Annotated in this window: 18 protein-coding genes; 8 read left to right on the forward strand and 10 right to left on the reverse strand. The window is 64.0% G+C overall.

Annotated elements, in window-relative coordinates:
- The first annotated feature begins 9 nt into the window (after positions 1–9).
- Entirely contained in the window at positions 10–441 is a 432-nt protein-coding gene (locus ACFQI8_RS01195) for a pyridoxamine 5'-phosphate oxidase family protein (protein WP_390242303.1), read from the forward strand.
- A 27-nt stretch (positions 442–468) separates the two neighbouring features.
- On the opposite strand, the gene ACFQI8_RS01200 is transcribed toward ACFQI8_RS01195, so the two are convergent.
- The 5 genes from ACFQI8_RS01200 to ACFQI8_RS01220 are packed head-to-tail and all read right to left on the reverse strand — an operon-like array spanning position 469 to position 2,956.
- Complete coding sequence (locus ACFQI8_RS01200; protein ID WP_390242304.1) at positions 469–732, reverse strand: PaaD-like zinc ribbon domain-containing protein; 264 nt, start codon at positions 730–732, stop codon at positions 469–471.
- Positions 729–1,508 (reverse strand): Phenylacetic acid catabolic protein, encoded by a 780-nt coding sequence (locus ACFQI8_RS01205; protein ID WP_390242306.1) that lies wholly within the window; start codon positions 1,506–1,508, stop codon positions 729–731. Before ACFQI8_RS01205 ends, ACFQI8_RS01200 begins: the two co-directional genes overlap by 4 nt.
- Entirely contained in the window at positions 1,505–1,666 is a 162-nt protein-coding gene (locus ACFQI8_RS01210; RefSeq protein ID WP_255516603.1) for a phenylacetic acid degradation PaaB family protein, read from the reverse strand. Before ACFQI8_RS01210 ends, ACFQI8_RS01205 begins: the two co-directional genes overlap by 4 nt.
- A 38-nt stretch (positions 1,667–1,704) precedes the next feature.
- Positions 1,705–2,079: a metal-sulfur cluster assembly factor gene (locus ACFQI8_RS01215; RefSeq protein ID WP_390242308.1), complete on the reverse strand. Its 375-nt coding sequence runs from the start codon at positions 2,077–2,079 to the stop codon at positions 1,705–1,707.
- Between the two features lies 1 nt (position 2,080).
- Positions 2,081–2,956, reverse strand: a complete 876-nt coding sequence (locus tag ACFQI8_RS01220; RefSeq protein WP_390242310.1) for a Phenylacetic acid catabolic protein — start codon at positions 2,954–2,956, stop codon at positions 2,081–2,083.
- A gap of 198 nt (positions 2,957–3,154) precedes the next feature.
- Here ACFQI8_RS01220 and ACFQI8_RS01225 point away from each other — a divergent pair, with 198 nt between their 5' ends.
- The 4 genes from ACFQI8_RS01225 to ACFQI8_RS01240 all read left to right on the forward strand — a co-directional run bounded on the left by ACFQI8_RS01225 (position 3,155) and on the right by ACFQI8_RS01240 (position 5,970).
- Positions 3,155–3,640 (forward strand): GNAT family N-acetyltransferase, encoded by a 486-nt coding sequence (locus tag ACFQI8_RS01225; protein WP_390242311.1) that lies wholly within the window; start codon positions 3,155–3,157, stop codon positions 3,638–3,640.
- 1 nt (position 3,641) lies between these two features.
- Entirely contained in the window at positions 3,642–3,926 is a 285-nt protein-coding gene (locus ACFQI8_RS01230) for a 2Fe-2S iron-sulfur cluster-binding protein (RefSeq protein ID WP_390242312.1), read from the forward strand.
- Positions 3,927–4,364: 438 nt separating this feature from the next.
- Positions 4,365–5,186: an enoyl-CoA hydratase/isomerase family protein gene (locus ACFQI8_RS01235; RefSeq protein WP_390242313.1), complete on the forward strand. Its 822-nt coding sequence runs from the start codon at positions 4,365–4,367 to the stop codon at positions 5,184–5,186.
- Between the two features lie 4 nt (positions 5,187–5,190).
- Positions 5,191–5,970 carry an SDR family NAD(P)-dependent oxidoreductase gene (locus ACFQI8_RS01240; protein WP_390242314.1) on the forward strand — a complete coding sequence of 260 codons (780 nt, stop codon included), beginning with the start codon at positions 5,191–5,193 and terminating at the stop codon, positions 5,968–5,970.
- Positions 5,971–6,040: 70 nt separating this feature from the next.
- On the opposite strand, the gene ACFQI8_RS01245 is transcribed toward ACFQI8_RS01240, so the two are convergent.
- From ACFQI8_RS01245 to ACFQI8_RS01255, 3 genes are all read right to left on the reverse strand, one after another.
- The gene (locus ACFQI8_RS01245; protein WP_390242316.1) at positions 6,041–7,681 is read right to left on the reverse strand and encodes an acyl-CoA synthetase; all 1,641 of its coding nucleotides are present in this window, start codon (positions 7,679–7,681) and stop codon (positions 6,041–6,043) included.
- A gap of 138 nt (positions 7,682–7,819) precedes the next feature.
- Complete coding sequence (locus ACFQI8_RS01250; protein WP_390242317.1) at positions 7,820–8,665, reverse strand: thioesterase family protein; 846 nt, start codon at positions 8,663–8,665, stop codon at positions 7,820–7,822.
- Positions 8,666–8,724: 59 nt separating this feature from the next.
- Complete coding sequence (locus ACFQI8_RS01255) at positions 8,725–9,186, reverse strand: MaoC family dehydratase (protein ID WP_390242318.1); 462 nt, start codon at positions 9,184–9,186, stop codon at positions 8,725–8,727.
- A 282-nt stretch (positions 9,187–9,468) separates the two neighbouring features.
- Between ACFQI8_RS01255 and ACFQI8_RS01260 the strand changes: the two genes are divergently transcribed.
- From ACFQI8_RS01260 to ACFQI8_RS01270, 3 genes are all read left to right on the forward strand, one after another.
- On the forward strand, positions 9,469–10,716 hold the full coding sequence (locus ACFQI8_RS01260) for an ABC transporter substrate-binding protein (protein ID WP_390242320.1): 1,248 nt from the start codon (positions 9,469–9,471) through the stop codon (positions 10,714–10,716).
- 85 nt (positions 10,717–10,801) lie between these two features.
- Complete coding sequence (locus ACFQI8_RS01265) at positions 10,802–11,662, forward strand: branched-chain amino acid ABC transporter permease (RefSeq protein WP_390242322.1); 861 nt, start codon at positions 10,802–10,804, stop codon at positions 11,660–11,662.
- Entirely contained in the window at positions 11,659–12,684 is a 1,026-nt protein-coding gene (locus ACFQI8_RS01270; RefSeq protein WP_390242324.1) for a branched-chain amino acid ABC transporter permease, read from the forward strand. Before ACFQI8_RS01265 ends, ACFQI8_RS01270 begins: the two co-directional genes overlap by 4 nt.
- 166 nt (positions 12,685–12,850) lie before the next feature.
- On the opposite strand, the gene ACFQI8_RS01275 is transcribed toward ACFQI8_RS01270, so the two are convergent.
- Both ACFQI8_RS01275 and ACFQI8_RS01280 read right to left on the reverse strand, forming a co-directional pair.
- Positions 12,851–13,543: an ABC transporter ATP-binding protein gene (locus ACFQI8_RS01275; protein ID WP_390242325.1), complete on the reverse strand. Its 693-nt coding sequence runs from the start codon at positions 13,541–13,543 to the stop codon at positions 12,851–12,853.
- Complete coding sequence (locus tag ACFQI8_RS01280; RefSeq protein ID WP_390242328.1) at positions 13,540–14,265, reverse strand: ABC transporter ATP-binding protein; 726 nt, start codon at positions 14,263–14,265, stop codon at positions 13,540–13,542. The genes ACFQI8_RS01275 and ACFQI8_RS01280 overlap by 4 nt, the downstream gene beginning before the upstream one ends.
- Between the last annotated feature and the right edge of the window lie 50 nt (positions 14,266–14,315).

Consider the following 14,315-nt stretch of genomic DNA (forward strand, 5'->3'; position numbering starts at 1 on the left):
GCGTCGTCTATGCCTCGAAACTACGACAGAATCGCCCTCTCTCGGGCGGAGCAGGTAGCGCTCATCGAGGAGGCGTCGGTCGCTCGCGTCGCCACCGTCGGTTCGGACGGGTTGCCGCACGTCGTGCCGGTCGCCGCGGCGGTCGTCGACGGTCGCCTCTGTTTCGAGACCGACGCGGACTCGGTCAAGGTCGAAAACATCAGGTCGACGGGCGTCGCCGCGGCGGTCGTCGACGCCGGGGAATCGGAATACGCCGAGCATCGCGGCGTCCAGTGGCGCGGCCCGGCCGCCGTCGTCGACGACCCAGAACGGGTGGCGGACATCGAGCGCGCGCTGTTCGGCACCGTGAAGTCCATCCCGGACGCGAGCGGTCACGAGCGCGTCAAAATCGCGGTGACGCCCGAGCGAACCGTCTCGTGGGACTTTCGAAAACTCGGCTAAGGCGGGGGCGAACGGGCGCGCTCCGGTTCAGCGCGTGCCGTCTCGGTCGCGGCCGGTCGACGGAATCGCGCCGTCGTACTTGATGCGCTCGAAGACGGTTCGACAGCCGTTGCAGTAGTACTGGCTCTTCGAGACTTCGCCGCCGAATCTCGACTCTCGTTCGGTGTCGCCGGAGCCGCAGAACGGACAGACGGCCTCGGGCGCGTCGCCGTCCCCATCGCCGTCGCCCGTGTCGGCTCCGCGGTCCGATACGCCGCCGCTCCCGTCGCCGAACGACTCGGTGGAACTCATTCGATGACGTACTCCCTGTTCGTGACGCCCTGCAGTTGGTCGGCGACGCTCCGGTCGATATGACCGTCACCGCTCCGGCGTCGTTTCTCGTCCCACTCGTCGGGGTCCGGCACGTCGTCCGTCAGCGCGGGGACGGTGACGTCGGTCCCCGCGAACAGGTCCACGTAGTGCTCGCGGAACGCGCCGCGAATCTCGGCGACCGCGCGGTCGGTGAAGCCCGCCTCGACGAGCGGGTCCTCGCCCGCGCCGTGGGTCGCAGGACCGATGAACGCGAGGATGCCCGGGAAGTAGCGTTCGAGCGCGGCTTCGACGGCCTCGGGCTGGTCGACCGCCAGCGTTTCGAGACGAGCGTCGTGGTGTTCGAGATGGAAGTACTCGTCTTCGCCCATCTTCTGGACCATGCCGGTGAAGTCCTCGTGTTGGATGGCGTCGAGCAGGAGCCACGCGGCCCGGTCGGCGAGGGCCACCTGAACCATGAACGTCGGCCACGCCTCGGCTTCCTCGTCCAGCGGTTGGGCGTTGGCGTACTCCGCCGGCTCGCGGTCGGTTTCGAGCCAGTCGCGGTCGACACCCTGCTTTTCGAGCAGGCGGAACAGCTGTCGGACCTGCCCGATTTCGTCCTGCCCGTTTGACGCGCCGGAGATGTCGTCTTCGAGGTTCGGACCCTTCAGCATCCACTCCCCGTAGCGCTGGCCGAGGAGCAACTTCGTGTCGGCGATGGCCTGCACGTAGTCGCGGGCGACCGCCGGCCAGCGACTCTCGGCGTCTGCGCTCATGCGACACCCCGACTGCTGATGGGTTCTTCGTCGACTTCGAGTAGGTCCTCCTCGCGGACGACGCCCATGAAGTCCCAGTCTTCTTCGTCGTACGTTCGGTGGGCGTAGATTCGCGCGAGGCGGTCCGAATCCGCCTGAACGGTTCCTGCGTGTATCATGTCGTCTCCGGATCTGTTGCGGGTGAATACGTGGTACTTCATAGGCCGATTCCTGCGTCTCGCAGTTCCTCTCTCGCGCGGTCGGTGAGCATGTCTTTCGACCAGACGGGGTCCCACGTCACCTCGATGGTGACGCCGGTGACGCCGCGGACGGTTCGAAGGACGGCGCGAACGTCGTCCTGAATCATGTCGTAGGCCGGACAGCCCATACAGGGGTAGGTCATCGTGACGGTGACCTCGCCGGCGTCGGCCTCGATGTCGTAAATCATCGCCATGTCGACCAGACTGACCGGGATGTGCGGGTCGGGCACCTCGTCGACGGTCGCCCAGAGCTCCTGTTCGAACTCGTCGGCGTCCTCCTCGGGTCCGATGGTGAATCCGGCCGTTCCGGTACCTGCGGTGTTCGCGCTCATACTACACTTCCACCTCTAACTTGCCGGACTGGAGCATGTTGACGTACTTCTCGTTGGCGGGGCCGCGCGAGCGCCACCGGTCGAGGACGTCGTCCCAGCCGATTGGCTCGTCGAAGCGCCACTCCTTGTTGTCGGCGTCGAACGCGACCGGCATGTCGTATTCGAGGACGTACTCCTCGCTCTCGTCGTCGAAGTGCGCGGGCACGTCGAGGTCCAGTTCGTTCGCGAGGGGAACGGTGTGGCTCATCCACTCCTGTCGGAGTTCGTCGTTGGTTTTCCCCTTGATGCGGTAGTCGAGCTGGTCCGTGTTGTGCTTTTTGCCGTCCGGCATGCCGAACCACTCGATTCCCATCGGGAACATCCAGTCGACCGCGTCCTGCACGCGCTGTTTCGTTTTCTCGGAGTTGTTGACCAGCCGGCGCATCCACGTTTCGCCGTGACGGAGGTGGAACTGCTCTTCTTTGCCGACTTTCCGGAGCGCACGTTTCCACGGGGCGTACGAGGTGTTCGCCTCGATGTCGCTCAGAAGCACCATCCCCGCGCGGTCGAACATCCCGTGCCCGCAGACGAGTTCGGCGAACGTCTCGAGGTGCTGGTCGAAGCCGTAGGTGTTGCGGAACTCGTGCGGCTCGCGCTCGTAGATGAGCTCTTCGCGGTCCTCACCGAGGTCTTCGAGCAGTCGGTAGGCGATGTGGCCGTGCCCGAGTTCGTCTTGGATGACGCTGATACACGACGCACGCGAGTCGAGCGTCGGCGCGTTCATCGACATCTCGTAGTACGCGGGCGCACTCATGAGTTCGGTGTCCGCCGAGACCTTGAGGGTCGCCTTCAGCGCCTTCTTGTACCCCTCGGTCATCTCCGACTCGTCTTCGATCATGCGACCGTTCTGTAGCTGGCTCTTAAATTGTTTTTCCGTTGGCATGGCTTATCTAATTGAACTCATCAGACAATTAGAGCCGAACGTTATGAATGTTTCTCTGTCTCACCCCCGACGCGAGCGACGCGCCGGCCGTAATGTAACTCGGTATATAGTTCGATACGAATATTTTAGGCAGTCCGGTCCAGTATCGGTTGTATGGGTATTCAGACGCGTCATGCTGAGAACGAAGATGGAAGCGATATACTGGAGCTCTGGCACGGGTTCACGAATCACCTCTCGCGGTTAGACGACCGATACGGGCACAGCGACCAAGCCGACGAGCGCTGGCTCCGCTACTTCGAGAACCAGCTCGTCGATTCGAAGTACGGCACCGTGCTCTTGGCCGAGGTCGACGGCGAGGACGACCCCGTCGGCGTCCTCGAAGCCCGCGTGATGGGCGACCACCCGATTTTTCGACTCGCGAACCACGGATACGTCCACGGTCTCTTCGTGCGCGAGGAACACCGCGGCGCGGGCGTCGCCGGCGAGTTACTCGACGCGGCGGCCGTGTGGTTCAAACAAGAGCCGCGGGCGGTCGATTACTACCGAATCGACGTGTTGGCGGACGACGACGCCGCCGCGAACATGCTGGAGTCCCACGGGCTGGACCCCGTCGAACTCGTCTACGAAGAACGCCTCTAACATGGTCGAATACTACGAAGTCGAGTTCGTCGACGAAGGGCGCACCATCCAAGTTCCCGACGACCGGCCGGTGTTGGAGGCCGCCGAAGAGGTCGGAGTCGACCTTCCGTACCAGTGCCGAATGGGCGTCTGCGGCGTCTGTTCGGCCCTTCGGGTCGTCGAGGGCGAGGTCGACCAAGTGGAGGCGATGTTCCTCTCGGAGTCCGAAAAAGACGAAGGCTACGTCCTGACCTGCGTCGCAAAAGCGCGGTCGGACCTGAAGCTTCGGTCGAACTGCGGCCCCTGAAACCCATCTTTTCGTCCGTTTTTGGGCTGGCGCTACGACTTTCGAGCAGTCGCTTCTCGAACGCCACGACGAGATCACTGTGCCAACGAGTTCCCACCGCGGCGCTCGAACGACGGTCGTGTATACGGATGTGTATACAGTTTCGGACCGGGATTTGTCACGGTCGTTCTATAATATATCTGCGATGATAGTTACAACCATATGCCTGTAATTGAATCGCTCTTGCCGCCGTGCGAATCCAAATCGGTCGGACTCGACGACGGTCTCCAACGTCAGAAATTACAGACATATGTCTGTAATATATAGGTCGCCTCAGCCGACTTCACACGAGATGGCACGACGACCGACGGGTCGTATACAGTTCTGTATACGCACCGGCTGTGAAGGCAGGTACGAGCGTCGTTAAGTATTAATAGCCCGCTAGGGAAATGACAGTCGATGTCAGACACCGACTTCGAGACCATCGACTGGTCGTTCGACGAGGAGACCGGGCTGGGGCGTATCACGCTCGCCCGCCCGAAGGCGATGAACGCGATTAACATCCAGATGCAACACGACCTCATCGACGCCTTCGACGCCTTCCAAGCGCTGGACGACGAGGCCGATGGCATCGCAGTCAGGGCCGTTATCGTCGACTCGGCGGGTGACAAGGCGTTCTGTTCGGGGTTAGACGTCGGCGAGATGAGCGACTTCTCGACGTACCACCAGAAAAAGCGTGTTCCCGACCTCTTCTGTGAGATGTGTGCGGCCTTCGAAGAGTACGATGCGCCCGTCGTCGCCGCCGTCGACGGACTCTGTCTCGGCGGCGGGTTCGAAATCGTGATGTCGTCGGACTTCCGGTTCGCCGTCGAGGACGCCTCGTTCGGACAGCCCGAAGTGAACTTCGGCGTCCTCCCCGGCGGTGCCGCGGCACAACGGCTGACCACGATGGTCGGTGCCAGTCGAGCCAAGGAGATCACCATGACCGGTGACCAACTCAGCGCCACCGAAGCCGCCGAGAGCGGCATCCTGACCGACGTCGTCGCCGACACCGACGAACTCGACGACCGGGTCGACGAACTGGTGTCGAAACTCGCGAGCAAACCGCCGCTCGCGGTCCGCTCTATCAAACAGGCGGTCAACATCACGCGCAACGTCGGCTACGACGCCGGCATCGAGTACGCCAGCCACGCGTGGCCCGCCCTCGCGCAGTCCGACGACTACGCGAAGGCAATCGACGCCTTCGGAAGCGACGAGCAACCGGAATTCGAGGGGAAGTAAAGCCGTGACCATCGACTCGCCGGACATCAGAGACGGCTTCGACTTCGAGGGGCGAACCGCCTGCGTGACCGGCGCCGCACAGGGCATCGGCGAGGCCGTCGCCGAGGCCTTCGCCGCCCTCGGAGCGAACGTCGTCGTCGCCGACATCGACGGCGCGGGCGCGGAGGCCGTCGCGGAGCGGGTCGCCGACGCCCACGGCGTCCGTGCGGTCGGCCTCGAAACCGACGTCTCGGAGTACGACGCGGCGGTGGCGATGGTCGAAGCGACCGTCGAAGCGTTCGGCTCGCTCGACGTCCTCGTCAACAACGCCGGAGTGGCGGGCGTCGAGAACTTCCTCGACTCGGAGCCGGCCGACTGGGACGAGAAGCTCGGCGTCTCGCTGTACGGGACGCTCAACTGCACGCACGCGGCGCTCCCCGGAATGGTCGAGCGCGGTGACGGCGTCGTCATCAACTACGCGAGTTCGTCCTACCGGGGGAACGACCCCGGACTGGCGGTGTACGGCGCGGCGAAGGCCGCGAACCGCTCGTTCACGAAGACGATGTCCAAGGAGGTCGGCGGGTCCGGCGTCCGCGTCAACTGCGTCTGTCCGGGCACCGTCGAGACGCCGTCGACCAAGGCGTTCGTCGAGAAGTACCGCGAGAAACTGGGGCAGTCGTACGCGCTCGAACGGGTCGGCCGCCCCCAAGAAGTCGCCAACGCGGTGGTGTTCCTCGCGAGCGACGCCGCGAGTTGGATCACCGGCGAGACGGTTCACGTCGACGGCGGCTACGTCCGACGGTAGTCGTCCGACTCCGACCGAGTTCGCTCGGGGCGAAACTACCCCGATACCCCATCACCCCATCGCCCGATGCTCAGGCTTCCTGATGCTGGCGCTCGCGCTCGCGGAGCTTCACGCGCTGAATCTTGCCGGTCTCGGTCCGCGGAAGCTCGTCGACGTACTCGACGCGACGCGGATACTTGTACGGCGCGAGCGTGTTCTTGACGTGGTTCTGGAGCGACTCGGTCAGCTCGTCGCTCGCTTCGAACCCGTCTGCGAGGATGACGAAGGCCTTGACCACCTGTCCGCGTTCCTCGTCGGGTGCGCCGACGACGGCAACCTCGGAAACCTCATCGAGCTCCTGCAGAACGGACTCGACTTCCGGACCGGGGATGTTGTAGCCGCTGGAGATGATGAGGTCGTCCTCTCGGGCCTTGTATTCGAGGCGGCCGTCCTCGCGGTGAATGTAGATGTCGCCGGGGAGGCTCCAGCCGTCGACGAGCGCGTTCTCCTGTTTCTCCGGGCGGTTCCAGTACGAGATGCCGGTCGGCCCGCGAACCGCGAGCAGACCCGCCTCGCCGCGCGGAAGCTCGTCACCGGTGTCGGGGTCGACGACCTTACACTCGTATCCGGGGACCGGGTAGCCCGTCGCTCCGGGGTCGATGTCTTGGCCCTCCCGATGGCTCACGAAGATGTGGAGCATCTCGGTGGTGCCGATGCCGTCGTAAATCTCCACGCCGTAGCTGTCTTTGAACTTGTTGAACGTGCTCGGCGTCAGGGGTTCGCCGGCGCTGATTGCCATCCGGAGCGACGAGGTGTCGTACTCCTCGGGACCGTCGGGGTAATTCTGCAGAATCTGGTTGTACGCGGTCGGTATCGAGCAGATAATCGTGATTCCGTGGTCTTCGACGGCCTGAAGCAGGTCGCCGGGAGACGCGTTCTCGACGAGGCTCGTGGTCGCGCCGAACCGGAGCGGCATCGTCACCAAGTCGCCGTAGCCGTAGGCGAAGGGGAGCGGCGGATTCCCGCCGAACACGTCGGCTTCGGTGGGGTTGAGACAGTACCGGGCGTAGCTGTCCGCGGTCGCCAGCACCTGTCTGTGCGTGTGCGTCGCTCCCTTGGGTTCGCCCGTCGTCCCGGAGGTGTAGAGCATGAGCGCGAGGTCGTCGCGGGTCGTCTGGTAGGCGTCGAGGTCGTCGTCGGCCGCGGCGGTCAGCTCGTCGTAATCCGTGTGGTCGTGTTCGACGCCGTTTCGCTCGACGACGACGACGTTCTCGACCGCGTCGGTCCGCGGGAGCGCCTCGTCGATCTCGTCGAGAAGCGCGTCGTAGACGACGACCGTCGAGGCCTCGGCGTTGTTGATGATGTGAACGAGCTCGGCCGCGCGGAGCAGTTTCATCGAGGGGAGCGCCACCGCACCGATCTTCTGGGCGGCGAGACAGGAGACGATTGCCTCGGGGCGGTTCGTGAACCGAACGACCACGCGGTCGCCGGGCTCGACGCCCAGATTCACGAGGCCGCTCCCGAGGCGGTTGACCTGTCGTTGCAGTTCGGCGTACGTTATCTCCTCGTCTTCGAACCGAATGGCGACGTTGTCCCCCCGCCCCTCCGAGACGTGTCGGTCGACCAGTTCGGTAACCACGTTGACGTGCTCGGGGTAGTGAAGCTCCGGCAACGCGTGAACAAGCTTCGGTCCCACGTCTGGTAGGTACGACTCGGGTATCTTCTCTTGCATGGGCTGGCTGTATAATCAGGATTAATCACGAAATATCTTGCGGTGTGTTCAGTAATAACCACCTGTATGCCGAGGGGGCCCGCCGTCGGGGCGGTTGACGCGAAAACACCGACGAGAGGCAAGAGACGGGGGATTTCGCTAGTCTTCGAAGGGAGCCTGCATCTCGGGAGAGAACGTCGTGGGGTTCCCCGCTCGGTCGAAACACCCGTACTCGGTGACACCCGATATCCGAACGGTCCCCTCGGTTCGGAACGCGTGTTCGACTCGAATCGCCTCGTCGTCGACCGCCCGAACGTCGCTTTCGACCGCGAGTTCCGAGTTGAATCGGACGGGCGATTTGAACTCCCAGTGCCAGTCGCGGATGCGGTACGGCTGTCGGTCGCCCGATATCGCGGCCAAGCTCACCCCGTCCGCCGCGAGAAACGACTCCAGTGAGACGTCGGCGAACCGCGGGTACTCCTCGAAGTACGCGAGCTCAGACGACTCGATGTGCGGCGCGTTCACGCTGAACGACTCCTCGAACGTGGGATATCGATTCGGGTCGCTCTCGGGCTCGTCACCGGGGCCGACGTCGACCGTCCGGTCGACCCGGTGGTCGACCAGTGTTTGTTTGACGTCTGCCGGGAGCGAGAGCGCACCCCCTTCCGGGGCAATCGTCACGTGGGTCATCCGCGCTGTCGAGAGCGGCTCGCCGTCGCCGTCGGTCGTCTCGTAAACCAGTTCGAGACTGGAGTCGCCGACGTGGGTCGCCTCGACGTCGACCGAGACCGTCTCGCCGAAGGCGGGATACCGATAGACGGTCGTATCGACGCCGACGGGCGCGTAGGGAATCGCGCCGTCTGCGACCAGTCGCTCGAACGGGTAGCCGACTTCTCGGGCGAACACCTGCGTCGATATCAGTTGCCAATCGAAGAACTTCGCCCCGTGGACGAGCGGGCCGGCCATCTCGCCGAAGCGGAGTTGGTGACTGTCAATAACTCGCATGAGAGGTGATTTACTATCGGTGTACAATAGGATTCAGATGTCGGCAAGGACGTGGCGTATCACCGGGGGGCGTCGGTCGGCTTCGTCAGGAAGATATTCGTCGCTCGCCAGTAGATGACCTCGTCGTCGGCCTCGTTCGTCGCTTCGACTTCGGTCGTGATGTACCCCCTGTCGTCTCGGCTGGTCGACTCGGTCTTCTCCAGTATTCTGGCCACCACGTGGATGGTGTCGCCGGGGTACACGGGCGTCTTCCAACGGAGTTCTTCGAGTCCGAACGACCCCAGCGTCGCCGTCTCCGCGAGGAATCCGTCTACCAACAAGCGCATGCACGACCCCGCGGTGTGCCAGCCGCTGGCGATGACGCCGCCGTACATCGTCTCCGCGGCGACGTCCGGGTCGGCGTGAATCGGCTGTGGGTCGTAGCGCTCGGCGAATGCCAGGAGTTCCGCTCGGTCGGCCGTGTAGGTGCCGAGGTCCCGAACGTCTCCGACCGGGATGTCTTCGTAGTAGCGTTGTGACATCGAACAGTAAGTCACGCAAACGGAGTAATAAGTGCTCGTGTCCGACGCCCCGCTCTCGCGTGGGCGCGCGACCAGCCACGTCTCCCACACTACCGACAAGCCTACCACGCGACCGACAACCACGTCTCCCACGTCGACCGCCGAACCCGCCGTTCGCTGACAGGGGACCGCAGAGGTGTCAGCCAGTCTAGTCGGACGACAACACACCACAAAGTTATTTAACCCCACTAATCGATGATGATATTCATGGCCGAGAAAAACCTAATTCGCAGACGGAATTTTGTGAAACTGAGCGGTGTTGCGGGCGTCGGACTGCTCGCGGGATGCGCCGGTGGGGGGTCCGGCACGGACGACGGGACGGGAACCACCGAGGGCGAAACCGGAGGCGGCGGGACGACGGGGCAGACCGACAGTTCCGGGGGCGGCTCCGACGAGTCCATCGTCATCGGCTCGCTCCAGCCGCTTTCGGGGTCGTTCACCCCGTGGGGGAACGCCCACCGCGCCGGGCTCGCGTTCGCCGTTCAGGAGGTCAACGAGGACGGCGGCGTCTTGGGCCGACAGCTGGAAATCGTCGAGTCTGACACGCAGAGCGACGCCGGACAGGCAGACACCATCTTCCGCCGGTTCGTCGAACAGGAGAACGCGGTGGCGACGGTCGGTCCCGTCTCGTCAGACGTCGGTATCCGAACCGCACGCACCGCACAGGAACTCGAAGTCCCGATGCTCCTCCACATGTCCGGGACGAACCAGGCAATCACCCCGGAGACGACCTACACGTTCCGAGTCGGATTGCTTCCGGCGGCCACGACGATGCAGGCGCAGGCGAGCCTCGTTTCCGACGCCGGCTACTCGAACGTCGGCGCAATCATCGGTGACTACGCGTGGGGCCGCTCGGTCGAGGCGGGGATTCAACAACACTTCGACGTGGACGTGAACGTGCAGGCCGCGCCGGTCGGCGCGAGCGACTTCAGGTCGTTCATCCGGAGATATCCGCAGGACATCGAGATGATGGTCGCGACGGGCCACCCGCCGGGCTCGCTCAGCATCGCGGGCCAGCTGAACGATCTCGGCTACTCGCCGGAGGTCGTCACCGGCCCGAGTTTCCCGCCGAGCGTCATCGCGGGCGCGCTCGGTGACCTCGCCTTCGAAGGCGGGTTCACTCACGTCCACAACACCGACGTGTACAGCGACGAGTTCGCGGAAGTGGCGCGGCGCTTCGGCGAGGCGACGGGGAACCAGTTCGACACCCACACCGCGTACGGCTACGTCTCGGGGAAGATGCTGGCGCAGGCCATCGAAGACGCCGGTTCGACGGACTCGACGGCCATCGCCGACGCCATTCGGAACATCAGGTTCGACACCCTGTTCGCGAACCCCATCGAGTACACGGAGAACGGCGAGCTGAAAAACCAGGTGCAGATATACAGCCAACTGACGTCGGAAGCCCCGTCGTACTTCCCCGAGGGGAACTTCGGCTTCGAAGAGCAGTTCCGGACCGACGCACTGCCCGCACTCCCCGCCGACCAATGATGGCGCGAGTCGGTCGAGGTACCGCGGTCGTCCCATTCGCCGCTCGGAGCGGAGCGACGGCGACTCGGGACAGGGGGTGTCGGGGATGGTGACGGCGAGTACGCTCCTCGGCGTCGCCATGGACGGCCTCGCCTTCGGCGTGTTCCTCGCCCTGCTCGGCGTGGGCATCACCCTCGTGTTCGGTCTCGGCGAGGTTCTCAACCTCGCTATCGGCACGTTCGCCGTCCTCGCGGTGCTCGTCGCGACGCTCGTCGTCAACAGCGGGATGGGTCTCGTCGTCGCCGGCGCGGTCGCACTCGTCGCGGTCGCGCTGTTCGGACTGGTCGTCGACCGGACGATTCTCTCGCTCGTCTACCGGTCGGACGGCGAGGAACGCATCCTCCTCGGCATCTTCACGACGCTCGGGTTGACCGTCTTCCTCGACGGCGTCCTCATCAACTACTTCCCGTCGCGGTACACGCTCCCGTTAGACGTGGGCACCGTCTCCGTCGGCGGCGCGTCACTCACCGGAAGTTCGCTCATCATCGTCGCCATCGGCACCGTCGTCCTCGCGGTCCTGTTCGGATTCTTACGCGGCACGTTCCTCGGGAAAGCCACCCGAACCGTGTTTCAGGACGAACGCGGCGCGCGTCTCGTCGGGGTCAACCCGCGGCGCATTCGGACGCTCATCTTCGTCCTCTCGGCCGCGGTGGCCGGACTCGGCGGGCTGGTGTTCGCCGCCGGCTCCGCGGTCGCGGTGTCGAACGGGTTCGAGTTCACGACGTTCGCGCTCATCATCTCCATCGTCGGCGGCGTCCGGAGTCTCGTCGGCGCGATTAGCGCCGGCGTCTTCCTCGGGCTCGTCAACCAGTTCGCCAACTTCTTCGTCGGGTCGTACGTCGCGACCATCATCCTGTTCGCGACCGCCATCGTCGTGCTCCTCGCCCGGCCGGAGGCGATATCATGAGTACCAGACCGCCGCTCGGTACTGAGGTGCGAAACGTCGCCATCGTGGCGGTCGTGTTCGCGCTCGCACCGCTCGCGGTCCTCGGGAGCAGTTACTACGAGAGCGTCCTCGCGCACCTCCTGCTCATCGCGCTGTTCGCGGTCGCGCTCAACATCGTGTTCGGTCACACGGACCAACTGTTCCTGTTCATGGGCGGGCTGGCGGGGTTCGGCGCCTACACGACGGCGCTCTTGGCCGACGCGTTGGCCATCTCCGCGTGGGTCACGCTCCCCGTGGCGGCGCTGGCGTGTGGCCTCGTCGGCCTGCTCGTCAGTTACGTCTCCGCCAAACGCAATTTCACCGTCGTCCTCATCTCCATTCTCACGCTGAACCTCCAACTCGTGTTCAGCGAGATATTCGTCGGTGCTCGGGGTATCACCGGCGGGTCGACCGGCTTCCCGTACGAGTACTTCGGACTCGGTGTCGTCGCCGACGCGGTCGGCATCGAGACGAAGCTCGTCCTCTACTACCTCGTGTTGCTCCTGCTCGTGGCGACGCTGGGGTTTTACCTCCGCCTCGTCCATTCGAAGTACGGCATCGCGTTCGACGCCATCAGGGAAGACGAGGTCGCGGCCGAATCCATCGGCATCGACGTCGTCCGATACAAGACCATCGCGGGGTTCGTCGCCGCGTTCCTCATCGGCTTGGTCGGCGCGTTCTTCGCCCGTGAGTCGGGGTATATCCTCCCCGGTGGCTTCACGTTCATCGCCGTCGACGTCATCGTCCTCATCGTCCTCGTCGTCGGCGGCCTGCGGACCACGATGGGACCCATCGTCGGCGCAACCATCATCGTCGGTATCGAGGAGTTCCTGAGTTCGGCCCAGAGCCTCCAGACGTGGCGGTCCGCCATCTTCGGCGCGCTCCTCATCGTGTTGTTCCTCTACTTCCGACAGGGCGTCGTTCGCTCCGCCCGAGACGTGCTGAGCGACGTCGGTCTCACTGACGAACCGGAGGGAGGTGGCACGGACGTCGAAGGCCGCTGACTCCGGGTGATTCGGACTCGGACGTTTCTTTCCTGTTCTCATTCCAACGCGGGCCGTTCGTTCTCACACCACTACAGTGACGGCTCACCTCTCCAACGACCGAGAGTGACAGTCCGACAGCCCGCAGAAAAGCGACCGTCCCGTGAGAACCAGAACCGCGTCGGCGCTACAGGTACGCCTCTTTGATGTGGTCGGACTCCAGGAGCGACGGCCCCGTGTCTTCCGTGATTATCTCTCCGTTCTCTAAGAGGTACGCCCGGTCGGCCAGTCCCAGCGCTTTGTGAACGTGCTGTTCGACGAGGAGTACGGTCACGTTATCGCTGATTTCCTCGATTTTCTCGAACACCCGGTTCGTTATCTTCGGCGCGAGCCCCTCCGAGGGTTCGTCGAGCGCCAGAATCTTCGGCCTCGCCATCAGTCCGCGACCGATAGCGAGCATCTGCTGTTGGCCCCCGCTCATCGAGGCCGCACGTTGGTCCTGTCGCTCTTCGAGAATCGGGAAGAGTTCGAACACCTCCTGCATCGTCTCGTCGAGCGACCCCCGCTGGGTGTACGCGCCCATCTCCAGGTTCTCGCGGACGCTCATGTCGCCGAACAGGTTCCGCTCCTCCGAGACGTGGACGAACCCGCGCTTGACGATATCTGAGGGCTCCATGCCCGCCACGTCGTCGCCCCACGCGGTCACGCGGCCGTCGTCGACCGGGTGGAGCCCCGACATGACCCGAAGGAGCGTCGATTTCCCCGCCCCGTTCGGCCCGACGATAGATACCACGCGGTCGTCTTCGGAGATGGTGAACGACAGGTCCCACAGCACCTGAATGTTGCCGTAGGATACGTCTATCTCGTCGACTTCGATCATGCTTCGTCCCCCAGGTAGGCCTCGACGACGGCCTGATCGTCCCGGATTTCGGCGGGTGTCCCCTCCGCGAGCTTCCGCCCGCTGTTCAGGACGATAATGCGGTCCGCGACGCCCATGATGGCGTCCATGATGTGTTCTATCCAGAACACGGAGATACCGCGTTCGTCTCGGAGTCGCCGTATCGTGTCGGTGAGGTCGGCTATCTCGCCGGGCGTAAGCCCGCTCGCAATCTCGTCTAAGAGCAGTAAGTTCGGCCGAGAGGCGAGCGCGCGCGCCAGTTCCAGTTGCTTTTTCTGCGCAATCGGGAGGTTGCCCGTCGTCAGCTCCGCTTTCTCCGCCAGACCGATAAACGCCAGCGCGTCGTGAGCGCGTTCTTCGGCTTCTTCCTGTGAAATCGACTCGTCGGTGCCGAACAGCGCGCCCGTCATCACGTTCTCGAAGACGGTCATCTCGTCGAAGACGCGGACGATTTGGAACGTCCGAACCAGACCCCTCCGCGCGATGTCGTGGGTCTCCAGCGCCACGATGTCGGTTCCGTCGAACGTGACTTGCGACCCGTTTTCCGGCTGGAGAACGCCCGTGATGCTGTTGAACAACGTGGTCTTGCCGGCCCCGTTCGGACCGATGAGCCCGACGATTTCCCCGCGGCCGATCTCGAAGTTCACATCGTCGACCGCGACTAGTCCGCCGAATTCCTTGCGGAGATCGGCCACTGATAACATAGTTCATTAAGATTCGGCAACCGTTATAATGTTTTCTCGTGGGTGCGGAA

The organism is Haloferax chudinovii, assembly GCF_042663345.1.
Lineage (GTDB): Archaea > Halobacteriota > Halobacteria > Halobacteriales > Haloferacaceae > Haloferax > Haloferax chudinovii.